The following is a 19965-nucleotide window of genomic DNA, read 5'->3' as shown; positions in this document are numbered from 1 at the left end:
CATGAAAGTGTGCATGATGACTTCGGTGTATGCGCTCGGCGAAGACGACCGTAACGGTTCGTTTTTGGTCGAGTGCAACCGATACATGACCGAGCGCGGTTACCGGGTCGAGGTGTTCGCGCCCAGCTACGAAGGTCGGGAAAACCATAGCGTGCAAGGCGTGCCGGTTTACCGCTTCCGTTATTTTTTCAAACGCTTCGAAAATTTGACCCATTTTCAGGGCGCGCCCAACCGGATTCGCAATCCGCTGTATTTGTTCGTGGCCGGGTTTTATATTCTGTCCGGTCTGGTCCAGGCGATCGGATTTTGTCGGCGCGGCAATTACGATGTTATTCACGTCCATTGGCCGTTCCCGCATGGGATCTGGGGCTATTTCGCGGCGATGGCGCATCGCACGCCCATCGTGCTGACGTTTCACGGCGCCGAACTGCTGCTATCCAAGAAGTTTCCGTTCGTCGCCTATTTCATTCGCCATGCGGTCAGGCACGCCCAGGCCTTGATCTGCAATTCCAACTATACCGCCGGACAGCTCGCGGCACTGACCGGGGTTCCGGTGGCATCGATACACGTGATTCCGTTCGGCGCCACGGTCGAGATCAAACCCGTCGAGAAAAACCGCGCCAAGCCGGTCAAGGACGTGTTGTATGTCGGTCGTTTGATCGAGCGCAAAGGCGTCGGCTATTTGCTGAATGCGTGGACGGACATCGTCAAGCACACCCAAGCACGCTTGCATATCGTCGGCGATGGCGACAAGGCGGCTGAGTGGAAAGCTTTAGCCCAAACGCTCGGCATCGAAGCCAGCGTCAGCTTCCACGGCGTCGTGACCAACGAGGAGTTGGAACAGTTGTATCGCGAGGCCGACGTGTTCGTGTTGCCGTCCATTGTCGATAGCCGGGGCGACACCGAGGGCCTCGGTATCGTATTGGTCGAGGCCTTGGCTTACTTGACGCCGGTGGTGGCTTGCGATGTCGGCGGCATTTCCGACGTGATTCGCGACGGCGAAACCGGCTTGCTGGTGCCGCAGCGCGACGCCAAGGCGCTGACGGATGCGGTATTGAAAGTACTCGAAAACCCCGAATTGGCCGAGCGTTTGGTCAATGCCGGAGCGGCCCACGCGAGGACATATTTCGATTGGCGGCGTATCATAGACGCCTTGTCTAACGTATATGGTTCGGTTACTCGTGAAAAGTCCTAAACCACTATCGATACTATCCGGCGTTTCCGGTTGGTTTTGGCTTTACGTAGGCCTAATTCTGCTGGGCGCCTACTTACTGTACGCGGCGATCGTGCCGACCTATAAATCGCCCAATTCCCGCTTGTGGAGCTCGGCGATGGGTTATCCGGCCATGTTGCGCAAAATGAACGCGGAGATTCCAGTCGAAACCGCGTTGCCGAGCCAGCGGGAAATGGTTAAGACCGTGTCGGCGGCCGGTGAAATCGGCTTTTTGCACGAGGTGCCGATCAATATCGAAGTCGCCAGTATCGTGACCGATGTGTATGTGGAGAGCGGCGCGAAAATCAAGGTCGGCGATCTGTTGCTACGTCTGGATAACGGCGGCAGTCCGACCCGTTTGGCCCGTTTGGATGTCGAGGACAAACGGAATGCCTACGAAAAGGCCCGCCGCGATTATTTGCGGGAGAAAGAGGCCTTCAAAAGCGGCATCATCGCCCAAACCGATTTGGCGCAGTACGAAGCGGACATGAATCAGGCCCGAATCGAATTGAATAAGGCGCAGGAAAGTTTGAGCCAATCGTTCGAATCGCGCAGCAAGAACATCTTCGGCGACGCCAAGCAAAGCAGTCGCGGCGCCAAGACCGACATCCTGTCGCCGATCGACGGGGAAGTGGTCCAGGTGGCGACCTATGCGGGCGAGAACATCCTGGGCCCTAAGAACGGCTTGATGTCGCTGGGCGACACCTTGATGTTCAAGGCTTCGGTCGATCAGCGCTATTTTTCGACGATACAAGCCGGCAATCGGGCGGAAGTCTATTTGCAGGCCTATCCCGATAAGCCGTTCGCCGCCAAGGTGATTAAAATCGACAACTTCATCGCGGTCGCCGGCAAGGCCGACGCGACAGTCCCCTATACGTTCAACGTTTGGTTGGAATTGGAGGGGGTGCCGACCGAATCGATACCGCTGGCGCGTGGTATGAACGGCTATTGCCGCTTCGATTATCCGTTTCAGGCCCTAGCGATACCGGAAAAAGCCTTGCTGAATTATTCCGGACAGCGCGGCGTCGTCATGACGGTCAATGCCGAGCGGCGTTTGGAATTGAAGCAGGTCACCTACAGCGCCAGCATGGATGGCATGGTAGCGATTTCGTCCGGGCTCGGCGAGCGGGAGCGCGTGGTATTGAGCGGACAAGTCGGATTGCAATCCGGCGATAAAGTCAAATTTGAAGAATGATGAATAGAAAATCGGCGAAGATGAGTGTCGAAGCCTCGAACGGGGCGGAGATCGGTGATAGACGTCTAGACAAAACCGGAGCCAGAAGCCGCGACTGGATTCGGGCTTGGCTGATCGGTGCGGCGATGACCTGCGCTGGTATGCCCTCGGCTCAGGCGTGGCCCTATGGCGACGATGCGGAAGCCGACAGCGGCGAAGTCGCCGCGCCGGCATTTTGCGAAGGTATACCGCGCCAGTCGGTCGGTCGCTTGAGCTTGCCGGGCGCGATCAAAATGGCGTTGTGCCACAACCCTTCGGTCGTTAAAGCGCGTCGCGACGTGCGGTCGGCGCGTTTGAACTACGACGCCGAGGACGCCAAATACGCGTCCGAGGTCGAATTCACCGTCAATGAAAGTTATCAGTTCGGCGATACCAGCCAGATCGAAAATGTGGTCAACGTCGACCCGGCCAATCCCACCTCGATCCGTTCCAATTCGGAACGCACCTATATGAGTCTGCGCTGGACCGCGCCTTGGTGGTACAAATCCGAATTCAAGTACGAGGCAGCCAAGAGCCGCTTGGGTATACAGTTAGCCGAGGCGCGTTTGAACCGTACCGAACAGGATGTGATGTTCTCGGTTTATAAGGCCTATCTGGCGGCGCTGGTGCAGAAACATAAGCTGGATATCGAGACTCGCAAACTCGAGGCGATCAGCGACCAGAGCAAAACCCAACAACGCAATTTCGAATTGGGGCGCGCTTCCGAAGTCGGCGTGGTGATCGAGGAAGGCAATTTGCTGAATCAGCAATTGACCGCCGGCGACACCCGCGAGGCGATGGATACCAAAATGAACGAGTTGCTGGGCTGGCTGGATATCAAGAATGCCACCGGCGTGGAATTGGACGACTATCCGCTGGAGCCGGGCAAGAGCGATGTTCACGCCTACGATATCGACCGGGCCTTGCAGTTCCAAACTCAGGAAGTCAATATCCAGATAGTTCAACAAGCGGTCGAAATCGACAAGCACGAAGATGTCTGGAAACCCACCGTCTCGACCTGGGCCGGTTACAGTCCCTACATCAAGTCGGTCGGTACTTCGCAATCCAGGGAAATCAACGACTTGGTGACCGTGGGCGTGGAAGTGCAAGTCGAGTTGCCCAATTTCGAGGCTCGCGATGCCGCCGTTAAGGTGGCCTCTCACGACAAGACCATGTTGGACGAGCAATTGCGCGGCGCGATCGACGATACCCGCAGCCAATCCAGGCAATTTCAAAATAAATTAACCAAATTGACCGAGCAGATCGAACTGCTGGACAAATTGCGCAAGGTTCAGGAACGCCGACTGGAAGCCGGCCGGAAAAGTGTGGAGCTTGGCACGATGAACCCGATGGAATACCGGAATCTGGAAAGCAATCTGGATGCGACCCAAACCCAGCGCTTGGATAAATTGTTCGATTATCTGGTGGCGGAAGCCGAGTTGAAACATCTGCACGGCATCGACGTGCTCGCTAACATTCGTTGACAACGACAATACCGGAGGAATTGCGGTCGGTACGGGTAGGAGAACCGCCGAAGTTGCCCTGATTAGAGGGCCGACGCGCTGAGAAAAGCAGCGCCGCCGCGCGCCCCGACTTGCGTGATTGCGTTTTCTTGTTAGCTAGGGCGACAAGACTTGCGCCGTCGGATCGGTGTTTTGCTCGACCAGCGACCAACCACCCCCTAAAGCTTTATACATTTGTATTTGAGCGGTCAACACATCCAATCTTGCTTGGACGCGGTTGTTTTCGGTGCTCAGGTAACTGCTCTGCGCATTCAACAATGCTTGGAAATCCACCGCGCCCAAACGGTAACGGTCCTCGGAAATCCGGTAAGCCAACTTGGCCTGCTCCGCGGCGCTTTGTAGGGCTTGCAGACGGCGGCGGCTGTTGGCGAAGGTCGCGGCGGCGTCCTCGACTTCCTTGAAGGCGGTCAACACGGTTTGTCGGTAGTTTTCGATCAACTCGGCATTCGCGGCTAATGCGTAGTCCAGAGCGGCTTCCAAGCGCCCGCCTTGGAACAGCGGCTGGGAAAGTCCGGCCGCCAGACTCGCCGCCACGCCGGCCGGTTGCGGGTTGGCAAGCACGCTGCTTAGGCTCAACTGCAACTTCGGATAAAACGCGGCGCGCGCCACGGCGATATCGGCATTGGCGGCCACCAGCTCCATTTCCAATTGACCGATGTCCGGTCTTCGCTGTAATAGGTCGGCGGGCTGCGAGGCGGGAATGCTCGGTGTCGCCAGATCGGCGAATCGCGCCGGCGCCAAGTGTAAATGTTGCGGCGGGTGGCCGAGTAAAATCGCCAAACTGTTTTCCGCCAGCGCTTGTTGCTGGATCAGCTGGTCTAGGCTGGCGCGGGCATTGGCATGGGCCGTGCGTTGCTGGGCCACTTCCAGTTCGTAGGCCGCGCCGGCTCGTTGGCGAGCTTCGACGATAGTCAAGATCGCGCCGACCGTTTCCAGGAAATCGGCCGCGATTTGCCGGCGTTCTTGGAGGGCCAGCAGGTTGAAATAGGTCTGGCCGATGTCGGCCATTACGACCAGCCGTAGCGCGTCGCGGGCGAACAGCTGGCTCAGCACGCGAGCGCCGCCGGCGTCGCGCTTGGCCCGATTGGCGCCCCACAAATCCACCTCGTAAGCGATGTCGATTTGGCCGCTGGTTTTCTGGCTGTCGCTCAGTTCGTTGCGGCTGTCGCTGAAGTTGCCGTCCAACGTCGCACTGGGCCAGAGGTCGGCACCGGCGATTCTGGCTTGAGCGCGCGCTTGCGCTATCCGTTGAACGGCCGCGGCCAGATCCTTGTTGGCGGCCAAGGCTTCGCCGATCAAAAGGTTGAGTTGCTCGCTGGAGAAAGCTCGCCACCATTGCTCATCGATATCGGCCGGATCGTCCGCGCGCGCTTCCCGCCACTGCGTCGGCGTTTCGGCGCTGGGACGTCGGTAGTCGGACAACAGGTTACAGCCGGCGTTCAGGCTTAGTAACGCAAGTAGGAGCGCTGGATGTCGGGCTTTCTTGGTCATTCCGCCGCCAAGGCCACGACCGGATCCAGAAAGGCGGCCTTGCGGGCCGGTAGGTAGCCGAATAACACGCCGGTACCGAAGGCGCAGGAAAAAGCGAGGATCGCCGGTAGCGGCGAAAACAGCACCGCCATCTCGAAGTACTTCAAAACGTAACCGGCGGCAAATCCCAGCAACACGCCCATTAATCCGCCCAAGGTACAGACCACCGCGGCTTCGGTGTTGAATTGCAACAAAATATCGCGGCGCCGGGCGCCGGTGGCAATACGGATACCGATTTCGCGGGTGCGTTCGGTGACGCTGACCAACATGATGTTCATGACGCCTATGCCGCCGACCAGCAAGGAAATAGCGGCGACAATGCCTAGCATCAAGGTAAAGGTATTCTGGGTTTCGGTGGCCGATTCGATAATCGAGGCCATGTTGCGTATCCGGAAATCCTCGGTCTGGTGACGGGCGATCAGCAAATCGGTGATCGCTTGTTGGGTGGCGTCGATCTTAACGACGTCCTCGACCCGCACCGTGACACCCCCCAGATACTTCTGGCCGAACAAACGGGTCAGGCCGGTCGTAATCGGTACGAACACCGCGTCGTCGCGGTCGCTGCCTTGGGCGTCGGCACCCTTGGTTGCCATTACCCCGATCACTTCGAACGGAATATTGCCTATCATCACGAAACGGCCCAGCGGGTCTTCGCCTTCGGCGAACAACAGTTTGCGTACCGTTTCGCCCAATACCACCACCGGCGCGTAGCGCCGCTGGTCGCGGTCGTCGAAAAAATCGCCAAGCGCGACCGGCCAGTCGCGTACCCACGGCATGCTGGACGCGACGCCTTGCACGCTGGTCGCGTAATCGACGCTACCGTAACGCACGGTCATCCGGCCGTTGCGTTCCGGCGCGGCCGATGCGACGTTGGCCAGTTCCGCGATCGCGTCGGTATCGGCGAGTGTCAAGGTGGCCACGTCGCCGCCACCGCGAAAGCCCGGCAGGCCGGGGCGGATCGATAGGATGTCGGTGCCCATCGCCCGCATTTGCTCCAGCACTTTTTCCTGGCTGCCTTGGCCGACCGCTAGCATGGTCACGACGGCGGCGACGCCGATGACGATGCCCAGCAAGGTTAGCGCGGTGCGAAACAGGTTGACGCGTAGCGAGCGTAGCGCGGTCTTGGCTGCTTCGCCCAGTTCCGCCGCCAGCCCGGCGCCGCCGATGCCGGGGTGCGCCGGCGGCGGCAGGGCCGAACCGCCGATATTAGCTTCCCCGTCGCCGACGATCTTGCCGTCGGCGATATGAATCACGCGTTGCGCATGGGCCGCGATTTTTTCGTCGTGCGTGATCAACAATACCGTGCGGCCTTCGGCGTGCAGATTGCCGAGCAGACTCATCACCTCCATGCCGCTGTGACTGTCCAGCGCGCCGGTCGGTTCGTCGGCCAGAATCACCGGCGGGTCGTTTATCAAGGCACGGGCGATTGCGACCCGTTGCTGCTGGCCGCCGGAAAGTTGCATCGGTCGGTGCTCGCCACGCTCGGCCAGACCCAGTTTGCTTAACAGCTGCAAGGCGCGTCGTCGGCGTTCGAGCTTCGGTAGGCCGGCGTAGAGGGCTGGTATTTCGACGTTTTCGGTGGCGGTGGCGGTATTCAGCAAATTGTAGCGTTGGAATACGAAACCGAAGCTATCCCGCCGTAGCGCGGCCAGTTGGTCGGGGTCCAGGTCGGCCACGTCGCGACCGAGCACCCGGTAAGCGCCGGCGTCGGCGCGGTCCAGGCAGCCGATCAAGTTCATCAGCGTCGACTTGCCCGACCCGGACTGGCCGACGATCGCGACGAATTCGCCGGGCCAAATCGTCAGCGAGACGCCGTCCAACGCTCGAACCGTGGCGTCGCCGTTCGGATAGACGCGCTGAATGTCGGTCAGTTGCAGCAATGGCGTTTGATTCATAGGCGCGGTACTCCGGGCGCCGCGTTCGGACCGAGCGGTCCGGGGTCCTTACGGCGGTTTTTGATCTTGTCTTCGCCGCCGGCGGGCGGTTCGACCCGGTCGCCGACCGCCAGTCCGGCCCGAACTTCGGCGAAACGGCGATTGCGCAAGCCGATTTGGACGACTTTCTCGCCGCCGTCCGGGCCGGCGACCTTGACGCGATAGGCGTCTCCCAAGTCGCTGTCGTTGCGGCGGTCGCGGGCGCCGAGCGCGTTGATCGGTATTAGCGGGACTTGCTCGGCCTTGCCCAGCACGAAAAACATCTGGGCGCTCATGCCGGTCATCAATTGCCGGTCGCGGTTGTCGACGTCGACCAACACGTTATACAGTACGACGTTGTTGATGACTTCCGGCGTCGGCAGTATTTGCCTGACCGTGGCTTGCCAACGCCGCTCGCCCGAGCCCATCGTCGTGAAATATACCGCCATGGCCGGGTGGAGCCGCATCACATCGGCTTCGGCGACTTGGGCGCGTACCGTCATCGTGTCCAGTTTCGCCAACTGCAGGATCATCGGCGTGGTTTGATTGGCGTTTAACGTTTGGCCCTCGCGGGCCTTTTGATCGACCATCGTGCCGGCCATCGACGCGTAGATTTTGGTGTAGCCCAAATTGGTTTTATCGCCGTTCAGCGTCGATTGCAATTGCTCGATTTGCGCTTCCAGCGCCGCGACGGTGGCGTCGGCGTTTTTCAACGTGAATTCGCTGTTTTGAAAATCCTGGACGCTGACGCCGTGGCTGACCAGCAATTCCCGGTTGCGTTCGTATTGCTGACGGGCGAACAGTGCTTGCGCTTGTTGACCGCGCAATTGCGCTTGCAGGTTCTTGATATTGGCTTCGTCGGCGGCGACCCGAGCCGCATAAATTCGCGGATCGATCTGCGCCAGTAGTTGGCCGGCCTCGACATTGTCACCGATTTTGACTTGGATTTTTTGTAACTGACCGGTGACTTGGGCGCCGACATCCACGTATTCCTTGGGCTCGAGTTTGCCTTGAGCGGTGACGGTTTCCTCAATGTCCCCGAGCGTGACGGTCGCTAACGCGGGGCGGTCGGCATCCGTGGACTTATTAGTGGGCGTCAGCCAGCGATAAGCCGCGATCGCGGTAGTCAACAGCAACAGCAAAATGATCGCGGGCCGACGTTGACGGCTACGGTTATTCTCCGGGTTTGGCGGCATGGCAACGGTATCGGTTGATTACGGTTGGTACTAGTAAACATTCCGACCGGCAGTAGTGGCGATGGCTTCGACAGCGGTAGGTGGGTAAATCTTCCCGAGCCTGAACAATTCGGCGGCGGGATCGCGGCTCGCTAGTGAGCCGGTGTTCAGTTTAGGTGTTGCGCGGACGCTTGGCAAGACGGTCGAGCCGTAGCTGGGTGTAAAGCTTGGTAAAGGTGGGCGAAAATCATTGGCGCGGTCAACGCGCCGTTTCGAACTCGAGTGGGATGGGAGGAGTCTTCACTCCGTCATTAGGGTGGGGGCGGTCCCTTGCGACGGCCGCCCCTCTTTGGAGTAGCGACTAACCCGTTAGCCGGCCGAACGTGCGGATCGCGAGCGTTTCATGGAACCGACAGCCAGCAATCCGGAGAACATCAGCAGTCCGGAAGCGGGCAACGGCACTTGGCTGACCAGCGGTGTTTGAGTCAGGCTGACCGCGCCGGCACCGACGAAGGTCAGACCGGTTACGAAGGCTTGCGGATTGTTGGGATCCAGGCCCGCGCTGACTTCGATGCCCAGAATTCGGAAGCGGCTGACGCCGCCGGGTTCGAAGAAGTACTCAATGCCTGCGGTCAATGCCGCCGCGAACACGTACTCCGTATTCTCCCAAAGGTACAGATCGTAAATTCCGTCCCCGAGATTGGTGGGCAACAGAACGGAAGCAATGTTGGGACCGGATGTGACTTCGTAGTCGTAACCGACCGCTACCTCAGGGTCGATAAAGATGGGTTGTTCCGGCTGAACATTGAAATCGAAGACAAAAGAGCCGTCTACGACAACCGGCAACAACGGGTTGGACGGCGTTGCGCCGGGCGTCAAACCGTTGCGGATGCTGAACGACCAGAAGCCGGGATCGCCGTTGACGACATTGGTGTTATTGGCAATATCGAGAATATCGCTGGTGAACGAACCCGGCAGCGTGAAGTAATTGACGTTGTCGCCGGCGTCGAAACCGGCTTGCGCGGGGGTGCCGCCTAGGCCGTTGTTGCCGTTGCTGGCGTCGCCGGTGGTCCATTCCAGCCGGTCGTAGCGAAATTCGACGTCGAAGTCGCCGTTTTGCTGGTTGCGCAACACCAGTTGGAAGTTATTGGTTTTGTCGGCGTGTTCGCTGTAGTAACCGACGTTGTTCCAGGTGACGATGGTCGTATTGCTGTTCGGCGCGCCGACGTAAACGTTGCCGCAACCGTCGCAACGCGTATCGACATCGGCCCAATAGGGCGCGATCATCGGTTGTTCGGAGATCGGGAAACTGCTGGGCGTGAATTCGGATAGCGGCGACTGAAACGTGATATTGCCGTTGTTGTTCACGTAAAAGTTGTTGAACACGTTTCCGTAAAAATTAACGGCAAACGGCAGATTCAACATCGAACTCGATTCGTCATCGTTAGGGGTCAGGGCTATCTCGCCGAATGTGCCGTCCGCCAGCGTCAACAACGAAACGGCGTTTGCCGAACCGGGTACCGCTAACGTCAGGGACAGAATTCCGCCGACTATCAGTGCTTTCATTCCACTCTCCTTGCTGCAATTGTGATGGACTGGTGTCGCGCAAGTGTTTGCTCCCGATTGTTTTCCAGCTCTTCGCCTTGTATTTATGACAATCGTGTGACAATTATTGCGACGGTTCCATTCTATCGAGCGAAATTTTGTGATGTCAATCAAAATTTTTGATAGAAACTCGGCTGGCTGGCTAGGTGCGCGCTGCGGCAAGCGGTTCCGGTAAGCCTGCATTGGATGTTGACGGTGCGCGCGGACATTTCCGCATTCGTCCGGCCGGACGCTACACTTAATAGGTATCCCGTTGGCACAATTATCGCTTTTACTGGGACAATAGCGTTTTTCACCGGCAAGCGACAAAAATATGACGGACAAATACGGCATCGACAGTCATAAATTGGTGTACCACCCCAAGCGCGTCGCTCAATGGCTGGACGGCAGGCAGGACTGGGAACTCGCCAAATCGGTCTACCCGATCTACATGGAAATCTCGCCGGTCGGTGCCTGCAACCATCGTTGCACTTTTTGCGCGGTCGATTACATCGGCTATCAGGCCAAGCGATTGGACGTCAACATTCTGGCGGATCGTTTGGCCGAGATGGGCCGGTTGGGCGTCAAAAGCATTATGTACGCCGGCGAAGGCGAGCCTATGCTGCACAAGGAGATCAACGAAATCGTCAAAGCCACCGTGGATGCCGGTATCGACGTGTCGTTCACCACCAACGGCACCCTGATGAACACTAAATTTATCGAGCAATCGTTGCCGCTGACTTCGTGGATTAAAGTCTCCTTGAACGCCGGTAGCGCCGAGAACTACGCGGCGATACACCGTACCAAGGCGGCCGATTTCGACTTGGTGCTGAACAATTTGCGAGCCGCCGTCGCGCATAAACGCGCCTATGGCCTGACTTGCACGCTAGGCGCGCAGATTTTGCTGTTACCCGAAAACCGCGGCGAAATCGCCATTTTGGCCGGGATTTGCAAGGACATCGGCCTGGATTATCTGGTGGTCAAACCCTATTCCCAACACCTGTTCAGCGAGACTCGGCTCTACGAAAATCTGCGCTACGACGATTTGCTGGGCATGGCCGAAGAACTGGCGGCCTTTAACGGCGACGGCTTCAACGTGGTGTTTCGCGAACAAACCATGAAAAATTACAGCCAGTCGGACGAGCAACGTTACCAAACCTGTCACGCCACGCCGTATTTTTGGGCCTACATCATGGCCGACGGCGAGGTTTACGGCTGCAGCGCCTATTTGACCGACTCGCGTTTTGCCTACGGCAATATTGCCGAACAAAGTTTTCAGGCGATCTGGGAAGGCGACAAGCGCCGGGCGAACTGGCATTACATCGGCCACGAACTGGACATTCACGAGTGCCGCAAGAACTGCCGGATGGAAGCGGTCAATCAATATTTGGACAAACTGGCCGACAACCAACCCGCCCATGTCAATTTCATTTAAGGACAAATCATGAAGGTTATTGTTACCGGCGGCGCCGGGTTTATCGGCAGTCATCTCAGCCGCGAGCTGTGGCGCCTGGGCCATTCGGTCCAAGTCATCGATAGCCTGATCGGCGGCCGCAAGGAAACCATCGCCGATTTGCTGGGCCAGGACCGCTTCGCGTTTCAACAGGCAGACATTCGGGAATTTGCCGCCATCGCACCCTTATTCGACGGCGCAGATTGGGTGTTTCATCTGGCCGGTTTGGCCGACATCGTACCCTCCATCGAAAAGCCGCGCGCCTATTACGAAACCAATGTCGACGGCACCTTCAACGTACTGGAAGCTTCCCGCGCCGCCGGGGTCGGGCGTTTTGTCTACGCCGCTTCGTCGTCCTGCTACGGCCTGGCCGAACAGTTCCCAACGCCGGAAACCGCGCCGGTCAAGCCGCAATATCCCTATGCGCTGACCAAATATTTGGGGGAAGAATTAGTGCTGCACTGGGCGCAGTTGTACGGCCTGCCGGCGCTATCGCTGCGCTTGTTCAACGTCTACGGCCCGCACGCCCGCACCACCGGGGCTTACGGCGCGGTGTTCGGCGTGTTTTTGGCGCAAAAGCTCAACGGCAAGCCGTTTACCGTGGTCGGCGACGGCACCCAAACCCGCGACTTTACTTACGTCACCGACGTGGCCAATGCCTTTATCGCCGCCGCCGAGTCGGGCTTAGCCGGCGAAGTGATGAACGTCGGCAGCGGCGGCACTTACAGCGTGAATCAATTGGTCGGCTTGTTGGGCGGCCCGGTGGAATATATTCCCAAACGACCCGGCGAGCCGGACTGCACCTTCGCCGACACTTGCAAGATTCGCGAGAAACTGGGCTGGCAACCGCAAGTCAGTTTCGAACAAGGCGTCGCCAACATGCTGGCGCACATCGATTATTGGCGGGAAGCGCCGCTGTGGACGTCGGCGTCGATCGCCGACGCCACCGCCGATTGGTTTAAATACCTGGATAAATAGGAGGTCGCGATGCCATTAGTACAAGCCGCGGGACAATTCGCCGAACTGATGGCGGGCTGCCGTTTCAACGCGGCGGACGGGGCTGCTTTGGACGGCGAAGGCGTTGTAGCCGACGTTTTGTCCGAATTCGCGCGGGTCAAGCAGCAACAGGCCAAAGTCATCATTTTAGGTAACGGCGGCAGCGCGGCGATAGCCAGCCATGTCATCACCGATCTGCGTAATGTCGGCGGTTTGTGCGCGTTGACCCTGCACGAAGCCGCGCCGCTGACCTGTTTTACCAACGATTTCGGTTACGAACAGGCTTTCGCCAAGCAAGTCTCGGCCTTCGCTTATCCGGACGATGTGCTGATCGCGATCAGCAGCTCCGGGCAGTCGGCCAACATCGTCAACGCGGTGGCGGCGGCCAATGCCAAGGGCTTGGCGGTGCTGACCCTGAGCGGTTTCAAGCCCGACAATCCGTTGCGCCGGTTAGGGCGCTGGAACGTCTGGCTGGACAGCAACCATTACGGCATGGTCGAGTTGGCGCATTTGTTCGTGCTGCACCACATTACCGATCAATTGATTAAAAAGTAGGCTTATGTCCACGTCCAAAATCGTCTCGATCGAGCAACTGGCCCAGCGTTCCGCCGAATTGAAGGCGGCAGGCAAAACCGTGGCGCTGTGTCACGGCACTTTCGATTTATTGCACATCGGCCATATCCGCCATTTACAGGCCGCCGCGCGGGAGGCTGATGCCCTGCTGGTTAGCGTCACCGCCGACGAATACGTCAACAAAGGCCCCGGTAGGCCGGTGTTCAACCAATATTTGCGCGCCGAAAACATTGCCGCGCTGGCTTGCGTGGATAGCGTGGCGATCAACCATGCCGTGACGGCCGTCAACGTGCTGGATGCGGTCAAGCCGGATTTGTACGTCAAGGGCAGCGACTACAAGAGCACCAGCGACGATTTGACCGGCAATATTCAGCACGAGCAGGACGCGGTCGAGCGCCACGGCGGCAAGGTGTTTTTCACCGACGAACTGACGTCCAGTTCCACCCGTTTGCTGAACGAATATTTCGAGGTGTTCTCGCCGGAAATTTCCGCTTACTTGGACGAATTCAAGGAGCGGATTTCCGCCAACGCGATGATAGACCAGCTTAAGCGCTTGCAGGGCTTGAACGTGCTGGTTGTCGGCGAGGCCATCGTCGACGAATACCATTACACCTCGGCCTTGGGCCAGTCCGGCAAGGGCAACGTGTTTTCGGTCAAATACAACGACTACGAACGCTTCGCCGGCGGCGCGATCGCGGTCGCCAACCACGTGGCCGAGTTTGCCGGCAACGTGACCTTGTTGTCCGGGTTGGGCGCGACTAAAAGCCACGAAGACTTCATCCGCACTAATTTGAATCCCAACATCGATCCGGTGTTTTTCTTTAGCCAGGATCGGCCGACCATCGTCAAGCGCCGCTATGTCGATGCCGACATCGCCAAGTTGTTCGAGGTGTATTTTTACAACGACGCCCCGTTGCCGGTGGAAGTCAACCGCAAGATCGTGGCCTGGCTGGAACGGCATTTGCGCGATTTCGACGTCGTGATCGTGCCGGACTTCGGCAACGGTTTCATTTCCGGCGACATGGTCGCGGCCTTGTGCGCCGGCGCCAAGTTCCTGGCCGTCAACGCCCAAGTTAACAGCGGCAATCGCGGTTACCATTTGATCACCCGCTATCCGCGCGCCAATTTCCTGTCGATGAACGAACCGGAATTGCGTTTGGCGGTACACGACAGAGGCGGGGCGATCGAGGAACTGGCCGGACAGTTGGCCGACAGGCTGGCGGCCAGCCACATCGCGATCACCCGTGGCACCAAGGGCGCGTTGCTGCTGGATCAAGCCAAGACCCAGTACAAGATTCCGGCCCTGTCGTCCAAAGTGGTGGACCGCATCGGCGCCGGCGATGCCTTCTTGTCGGTGGCCGGCTTGTGTCTGGGCGCCGGCTTGGCGCCGGACGCGGCCTTGTTCGCCGGTAGCGCGGCGGCGGCGCTGGACGTGCAAATCGTCTGCAACCGCGAGCCGGTGCGGGCGGTGGCTTTGTTCAAATACATCACCACCTTGCTCAAATGAACGTGCCGACAACCGCCGAACTGCAAGATTTGTATTACCGGATGCTGCGCATCCGCCGTGCCGAAGAGGCCATCGCCGCCCGTTACGCCGAGCAGCACATGCGTTGCCCGACCCATTTGTGCATCGGCGAGGAAGCCATCGCGGTCGGCGTTTGCGCGCATCTGACCGAGAGCGACAAGGTCTTCAGCAACCATCGCGGCCACGGTCACTATCTGGCCAAGGGTGGCAGTCTGGTCGGCCTGATCGCCGAACTGTACGGTTTAGCCGCTGGATGTTGCGGCGGGCGTGGCGGTTCGATGCATTTGAGTGATTTATCGGCCGGTTTTATCGCCTCCACACCCATCGTCGGCGGCACGGTGCCGGTCGCGGCCGGCTACGCCTGGGGCGAACAGCGCCGGAATTCAAACAACGTCGTGGTGGTGTTTTTCGGCGACGGCTGTTTCGAGGAAGGCGTGTTGCACGAGACCATGAATTTCGCGGTGCTGAAAAATCTTCCGCTGGTGATGGTTTGCGAGAACAACCAATACTCGGTGATGACGCCGTTATACGAACGCCAGCCGGCTCGCGACATTTATCAAATTGCTGCCGCCCACGGCTTGCAGGCCGTCAGCGGCGACGGCAATAAAGTCGAACACGTCCATGCGCTGGCGGAAAACGCCATCGCCGCCGCCCGCGACGGCGAGGGCCCGCAGTTCTTGGAATTGCATACCCATCGCTGGCCGGAACATTGCGGACCGAACGAGGACGACGAGCTGGGCTACCGCATGCCCGGCGAGCTGTTGGCTTGGAAACAGCGCTGTCCGTTGCTGTATAGCGGCCGGGCGCTTGCCGATGCCGGCGTCGGCGCGGAGGTATTGCTCGAAATCGAGCAACAGGTCGGCGCCGAAATCGCCGAAGCCTTCGCCGAAGCCTTGGCCGGCCCGGCGCCGGTGTTGGCGAGCATGGAGCGGCATGTGTATGTCTGAGATCTTGACCTTGAGTTACGGCGCGGCGATCCGCGAGGCCTTGGACGACGGGTTGGCGCGGTTTCCGGACATGCTGTTGATCGGCGAGGGCGTGCCCGATCCGAAAACCATTTTCGCCACCACCCAAGGCTTGCGCGAGAAATACGGCGCCAAGCGGGTGCTGGACATGCCGCTGGCCGAAAACGGCATGACCGGCATCTGCATCGGCGCGGCGCTGGCCGGCATGCGGCCGGTGCTGGTGCATCAGCGCATCGATTTTGCGTTGCTGGCGATGGATCAACTAGTCAACAACGCGGCCAAATGGCATTACATGTTCGACGGCAAGCAAAGCGTGCCGCTGGTGGTGAGAGTCATCATCGGCCGCGGCTGGGGGCAGGGGCCGCAGCATTCGCAAAGCTTGCAAGCGATGTTCGCCCAGGTTCCCGGCCTGAAGGTGGTGATGCCGACCACGGCCGGCGACGCCTACCATTTCATGCTGGACGCGATCGCCGACGACGGCCCGGTGTTGTTCGTCGAACACCGCTGGCTGCATCATGTGATCGGCCAAGTCGATAAAGACCGGCCCGCCGCCGGCTTGAGCGGCGCGGCGCGCTTGCGCGAAGGCCGCGACATCAGCATCGCCGCGTTCTCGCATATGACGATTGAAGCGTTGAAGGCCGCCGCCGTACTGGCCGAACACGGTATCGAAACCGACGTGGTGGACATGCGCTGCCTGACGCCGCTGGATGTCGATGCTGTCGCACGCTCGGCCGCCGAAACCGGCTTGTTGCTGGTGGCCGATTGCGCGCCGGAAATGGCGTCGCTCGGCCATACCTTGATCTCGCGCTTGTATCAACGGCAGCCGCACACGCTAAAACAAGCGCCGCGCCTGATCGCCTATCCCAACCATCCGGTTCCGACCACGCATTTTTTAGCCAACCATTACTACCCCGGCGCGGAGCGCATCGCCGAGACGGTGCTGGAGTTATTGGATCGCCGGCCGCTACTAGACAGCGTCCGGCGGCAATTGCAATCCGATTTGGCCAAGGATCAGCCCGACCGCAGTTTCGTCGGCCCGTTTTAACTTATTCGAGAACTCGCCATGTCCAAACCTGAGCAAATCAACCGATTCGGCAATGCCGCAGTCACTTCCATCCCGGAAGACGCGCCGTTGTTCAACAAGCCCGGCCACAAGTTGCGCACCTCCAATCAGATCGTCGATCGCAGCGCGTTGTCGCAAGACTATCAGGTCATCGACACTAGCCAGTTAAGCCGTTTGCCGGGGCAGAAATTCAAGACCGTGTCGCACGACGGCCAGGAAGGCATCGTGCGCCTGGAGGCCGGTTGCGAACACGAGCCTTCGGTGCCCAACCAGTTCACCGGTCCCAGTTTTCGTACCCAGCGCGAACGCTTCCGCTTCGACGGCCACAAGATGATGCATCACTTGGACCGGGTGCAGGCTTGGCAAAACGGCCAGCGTTTCGCCCCGGTGCATATCGACATGGGTTTGACCAAGTTCTGCAATACGGCCTGCTTGTACTGCTATGCGGTGGTACAGAACATGACCAAAGGCGCGATGATAGGCCGCGAGGCGCTGCTAAATTTCGTGCGCGACTGCGGCAAGCTGGGCGTGCGCTCGTTGGGTTTCATTGGCGACGGCGAGCCGACGCTGAATCCGACTTTGTACGACGCGACCGTGTTGGCCGGCGAATTGGGCATAGACACCGCGATGGCGACCAACGGCATCGCCTTGGACATGGATCGCGCCCACGACCTGCTGAAAAACATGAGCTACATTCGCTTCAACCTGTCCGCCGGCACGCCGGAAGGTTTTCGCCGGGTGCATCAGTCGGTGGAAGGCAATTTCGACTTGCTGATCGCCAAGATCCGCGAACTGGTCAAAATCAAGAAAGAAAATAATTACAAATGCACGATAGGCCTGCAAATGGTCCTGATCCCCGAGTGCTTCGACGAAGTGCTGGCCGAAGCCAAGCTGGGTGCCGAATTGGGCGTGGATTACTTCGTCATCAAACATTGCTCGGATTCCGAATACAAGGAAATCGGCATCGACTACGACGCCTATCTTAACGTCAACGACCTATTGAAACAGGCCGAAGCGCTGAGCAACGAGCACTACGTGGTGCAGGCCAAATGGAACAAGATCAACGCCGCCGGCGAAACCAATCTGTACAAGGACGGCTACCGCAAATACGACCAATGCTTCGGTACGCCGTTTTTGTTGCAGATTTCCGGCAACGGCAAAATCTATCCGTGCGGACCGTTTTTCAACAAGGAACGCTTTTACATCGGCGATCTGCACAGCGATTCGTTCTACGACCTGGTCGCCAACAGCGAGCGCTACTGGCAGGTGCACAAAGATGTCGCCGAGTCGGTCGATGTACACAAAGATTGCGCGATCGGCTGCCGCCAGGATTATGTGAATAAGTTTCTGTGGGATTTAAAAAATCCGCCGGAACATATTAATTTTATTTAATATCGACCAAACCGGGGGCGCGATGAATCCAGTGAGCGAGACGCAAAGCCAACACGATTCGGCGAAGGATGCATTTTTTATGAATATAGAAGATGCCTACCTGACCGCGCTTAAACAAAATCCGGTGGTCGAAAACGGCCGGACTCGGCCGCAATATTGCTATTACGACGGTCCGCTCACCGACATTGTATTGCATAACTTTATTCAGGTACCCGCCGACAATTTTAGCGAATTCTTTTCGCATAATCATTTGCCGATACCTGAGTTAATTGCTATTTCGCACGAGGGCGTCGTGCATTTCAACGAGATGCCGGCCGATATTATCGACGAAATTCATCAGCAGCGTACGCAATATAAAGTCGTCGATTATATTCATGCGGACAGTTTTTTCGCCGATCCGTTATTAGCGTTAAATGTCGCCAAACAACGGAACCGAATTTATTGCGGACATCCGACGATAGACGGTTTGCAAATCTGTTATTACCGCGGGGAACTACCCGAGCACGGCATAGAAAATCTGCTGCATTTGGAATTGGATCAAGCCATCGAATTCTTCGTCGATACCGCTTACCGGTTGCCGACGAAAATCGAATTGCCCGACGAATTGGAAGACGAGTTAAAAACCTCGATTCGGAGCGGATTCGAGACGATCGTTAATGAAGTTAAACAGCAGCGGCGGACCTTGATTTCGCAATTGCTGGCGCAAGCGAAACAAGTAACCCCCAAATTCCACGACGGCGAGCCGCTGAAAATCATGTTGCCGTCGAGCCGACTGACCACGGTTATGCAATATTGCTCGCGGGCGGTCGCCAAGGCCTTCGAAAAGCGCGGATACCAAGTATGGTTTTACATGGAAGACGGGGAAATGGAAACCAATAACCTGATTAAGTTCTACCGAAACTATATCGAATTTAATCCCCACGTTATTTTTTACGTCAATCAATTAAACAATTTGGCGCTTAACGATAAGGTCACGCATATCTCTTGGTGGCAGGACAGCATGCCGCAAATTACCGAACATAAAGCCTTGCGTTGGCGAGGCAATGACTATGTGTTTTCGATTTCGCCGGTACTCGACCGCCATTTGGCGTTAACCGGTGCGAAAAATATCGTTCGCCAACATTTCGCGGTCGATGACGAGATATTCAATACCGATGGCGACATCGAGCGGCAAAACAAAGTGGTATTCGTCGGTAGTTCGTATCTCAACTCGGTCGATTTAAGTCGTCCGGAGCAGCGCGAAATTGTAGAGATTTTTATCGATAAAATAGATAACGGCGAGATTGTCACCGAGGCGATGGCCGGGGAAATCGCGGTACGCTTTGGATTGCCGCCCGCCTTCGTATTTTGGAATTTATTGCATTACGCAATACGCGATTATTCGGTGAAATGGCTGTGCGAATCCACGGCAATGCCAGTAGAAATTTACGGGCGCTACTGGGAGCAAGATCCCGATGTGGCCGCCCATTTCAACGGCGAGTTGAAACACGGCACGCAGGTTGCCGATGTGTATCGTTCGGCGCGTTACGCGCTGGTGTCCCATCCTTTCGAAATCAATTCCCAACGTTTGGCCGAAGCCGCGGCCTGCGGCTGCATTCCGCTGGTCTACGATTGCCGCGACGTGGCGGAAAAGCCGCACTGGGACGACGCCTGTTTGTTTTTTAAAACCCGTTGGGAATTGCTGGAGATATTAAAAACACAAGTCCGGCCGGCGCTTTCACCCACGGTTATTGCCGAACGGTTTACTTATACCGCAGCCGTCGATAACTTTATTAAACACAGCAATATCGGTGAACTTAGCCAAGCCAAGCAGAGCCGGATTTCAATGTTTGTCGGCCGCTAATCCA

At 57.9% G+C, this 19965-nt stretch carries 15 protein-coding genes; 11 read left to right on the top strand and 4 right to left on the bottom strand.

Annotation, left to right across the window (positions count from 1 at the left end):
• Nucleotide 1 precedes the first annotated feature (1 nt).
• Genes A1355_RS18020 through A1355_RS18010 form a run of 3 tightly spaced genes read left to right on the top strand, consistent with a single transcriptional unit; the run spans nt 2 to nt 3910 of the window.
• Entirely contained in the window at nt 2-1195 is a 1194-nt protein-coding gene (locus tag A1355_RS18020) for a glycosyltransferase family 4 protein (RefSeq protein WP_064030664.1), read from the top strand.
• The gene (locus tag A1355_RS18015; RefSeq protein ID WP_168032623.1) at nt 1182-2408 is read left to right on the top strand and encodes an efflux RND transporter periplasmic adaptor subunit; all 1227 of its coding nucleotides are present in this window, start codon (nt 1182-1184) and stop codon (nt 2406-2408) included. The genes A1355_RS18020 and A1355_RS18015 overlap by 14 nt, the downstream gene beginning before the upstream one ends.
• Before the next feature lie 20 nt (nt 2409-2428).
• Entirely contained in the window at nt 2429-3910 is a 1482-nt protein-coding gene (locus A1355_RS18010; RefSeq protein WP_168032622.1) for a TolC family protein, read from the top strand.
• A 135-nt stretch (nt 3911-4045) separates the two neighbouring features.
• On the opposite strand, the gene A1355_RS18005 is transcribed toward A1355_RS18010, so the two are convergent.
• The 4 genes from A1355_RS18005 to A1355_RS17990 form a co-directional block, all read right to left on the bottom strand.
• Nucleotides 4046-5440, bottom strand: a complete 1395-nt coding sequence (locus A1355_RS18005) for an efflux transporter outer membrane subunit (RefSeq protein WP_064030661.1) — start codon at nt 5438-5440, stop codon at nt 4046-4048.
• A complete protein-coding gene (locus tag A1355_RS18000) occupies nt 5437-7374 on the bottom strand; it encodes a MacB family efflux pump subunit (RefSeq protein ID WP_064030660.1) in 1938 nt (645 codons plus the stop codon). The genes A1355_RS18005 and A1355_RS18000 overlap by 4 nt, the downstream gene beginning before the upstream one ends.
• The gene (locus A1355_RS17995; protein ID WP_082885631.1) at nt 7371-8588 is read right to left on the bottom strand and encodes an efflux RND transporter periplasmic adaptor subunit; all 1218 of its coding nucleotides are present in this window, start codon (nt 8586-8588) and stop codon (nt 7371-7373) included. Before A1355_RS17995 ends, A1355_RS18000 begins: the two co-directional genes overlap by 4 nt.
• A gap of 348 nt (nt 8589-8936) precedes the next feature.
• Nucleotides 8937-10133 (bottom strand): nidogen-like domain-containing protein, encoded by a 1197-nt coding sequence (locus A1355_RS17990; protein ID WP_064030659.1) that lies wholly within the window; start codon nt 10131-10133, stop codon nt 8937-8939.
• Between the two features lie 352 nt (nt 10134-10485).
• Here A1355_RS17990 and A1355_RS17985 point away from each other — a divergent pair, with 352 nt between their 5' ends.
• The 8 genes from A1355_RS17985 to A1355_RS17950 all read left to right on the top strand — a co-directional run bounded on the left by A1355_RS17985 (nt 10486) and on the right by A1355_RS17950 (nt 19961).
• Nucleotides 10486-11586, top strand: coding sequence for a radical SAM protein (locus A1355_RS17985; RefSeq protein ID WP_064030658.1), 1101 nt, complete (start codon nt 10486-10488; stop codon nt 11584-11586).
• 9 nt (nt 11587-11595) lie between these two features.
• Nucleotides 11596-12582 carry an SDR family oxidoreductase gene (locus A1355_RS17980; RefSeq protein WP_064030657.1) on the top strand — a complete coding sequence of 329 codons (987 nt, stop codon included), beginning with the start codon at nt 11596-11598 and terminating at the stop codon, nt 12580-12582.
• A 9-nt stretch (nt 12583-12591) separates the two neighbouring features.
• The gene (locus tag A1355_RS17975) at nt 12592-13155 is read left to right on the top strand and encodes an SIS domain-containing protein (RefSeq protein WP_064030656.1); all 564 of its coding nucleotides are present in this window, start codon (nt 12592-12594) and stop codon (nt 13153-13155) included.
• Between the two features lie 4 nt (nt 13156-13159).
• Entirely contained in the window at nt 13160-14680 is a 1521-nt protein-coding gene (locus tag A1355_RS17970) for a PfkB family carbohydrate kinase (RefSeq protein ID WP_064030655.1), read from the top strand.
• Nucleotides 14677-15645 carry a thiamine pyrophosphate-dependent dehydrogenase E1 component subunit alpha gene (locus A1355_RS17965; RefSeq protein ID WP_064030654.1) on the top strand — a complete coding sequence of 323 codons (969 nt, stop codon included), beginning with the start codon at nt 14677-14679 and terminating at the stop codon, nt 15643-15645. The genes A1355_RS17970 and A1355_RS17965 overlap by 4 nt, the downstream gene beginning before the upstream one ends.
• The gene (locus tag A1355_RS17960) at nt 15638-16708 is read left to right on the top strand and encodes an alpha-ketoacid dehydrogenase subunit beta (RefSeq protein ID WP_064030653.1); all 1071 of its coding nucleotides are present in this window, start codon (nt 15638-15640) and stop codon (nt 16706-16708) included. The genes A1355_RS17965 and A1355_RS17960 overlap by 8 nt, the downstream gene beginning before the upstream one ends.
• Before the next feature lie 18 nt (nt 16709-16726).
• Nucleotides 16727-18118, top strand: a complete 1392-nt coding sequence (locus A1355_RS17955; protein WP_064030652.1) for a radical SAM protein — start codon at nt 16727-16729, stop codon at nt 18116-18118.
• A 79-nt stretch (nt 18119-18197) separates the two neighbouring features.
• Nucleotides 18198-19961 carry a glycosyltransferase gene (locus A1355_RS17950; RefSeq protein WP_231883718.1) on the top strand — a complete coding sequence of 588 codons (1764 nt, stop codon included), beginning with the start codon at nt 18198-18200 and terminating at the stop codon, nt 19959-19961.
• Nucleotides 19962-19965 lie beyond the last annotated feature (4 nt).

It is taken from the genome of Methylomonas koyamae (genome assembly GCF_001644025.1).
Classification (GTDB): domain Bacteria; phylum Pseudomonadota; class Gammaproteobacteria; order Methylococcales; family Methylomonadaceae; genus Methylomonas; species Methylomonas koyamae_A.
This window is presented reverse-complemented; position numbering and strand designations above follow the sequence as displayed.

Excerpts from the sequence above, each read along its gene's own strand:
- A1355_RS18020 (WP_064030664.1), top strand. The coding sequence starts at position 2 with ATGAAAGTGTGCATGATGACTTCGGTGTATGCGCTCGGCGAAGACGAC.
- A1355_RS18010 (WP_168032622.1), top strand. The coding sequence starts at position 2,429 with ATGAGTGTCGAAGCCTCGAACGGGGCGGAGATCGGTGATAGACGTCTA.
- A1355_RS18005 (WP_064030661.1), bottom strand. The coding sequence starts at position 5,440 with ATGACCAAGAAAGCCCGACATCCAGCGCTCCTACTTGCGTTACTAAGC.
- A1355_RS18000 (WP_064030660.1), bottom strand. The coding sequence starts at position 7,374 with ATGAATCAAACGCCATTGCTGCAACTGACCGACATTCAGCGCGTCTAT.
- A1355_RS17995 (WP_082885631.1), bottom strand. The coding sequence starts at position 8,588 with ATGCCGCCAAACCCGGAGAATAACCGTAGCCGTCAACGTCGGCCCGCG.
- A1355_RS17990 (WP_064030659.1), bottom strand. The coding sequence starts at position 10,133 with ATGAAAGCACTGATAGTCGGCGGAATTCTGTCCCTGACGTTAGCGGTA.
- A1355_RS17985 (WP_064030658.1), top strand. The coding sequence starts at position 10,486 with ATGACGGACAAATACGGCATCGACAGTCATAAATTGGTGTACCACCCC.
- A1355_RS17980 (WP_064030657.1), top strand. The coding sequence starts at position 11,596 with ATGAAGGTTATTGTTACCGGCGGCGCCGGGTTTATCGGCAGTCATCTC.
- A1355_RS17975 (WP_064030656.1), top strand. The coding sequence starts at position 12,592 with ATGCCATTAGTACAAGCCGCGGGACAATTCGCCGAACTGATGGCGGGC.
- A1355_RS17970 (WP_064030655.1), top strand. The coding sequence starts at position 13,160 with ATGTCCACGTCCAAAATCGTCTCGATCGAGCAACTGGCCCAGCGTTCC.
- A1355_RS17965 (WP_064030654.1), top strand. The coding sequence starts at position 14,677 with ATGAACGTGCCGACAACCGCCGAACTGCAAGATTTGTATTACCGGATG.
- A1355_RS17960 (WP_064030653.1), top strand. The coding sequence starts at position 15,638 with ATGTCTGAGATCTTGACCTTGAGTTACGGCGCGGCGATCCGCGAGGCC.
- A1355_RS17955 (WP_064030652.1), top strand. The coding sequence starts at position 16,727 with ATGTCCAAACCTGAGCAAATCAACCGATTCGGCAATGCCGCAGTCACT.
- A1355_RS17950 (WP_231883718.1), top strand. The coding sequence starts at position 18,198 with ATGAATATAGAAGATGCCTACCTGACCGCGCTTAAACAAAATCCGGTG.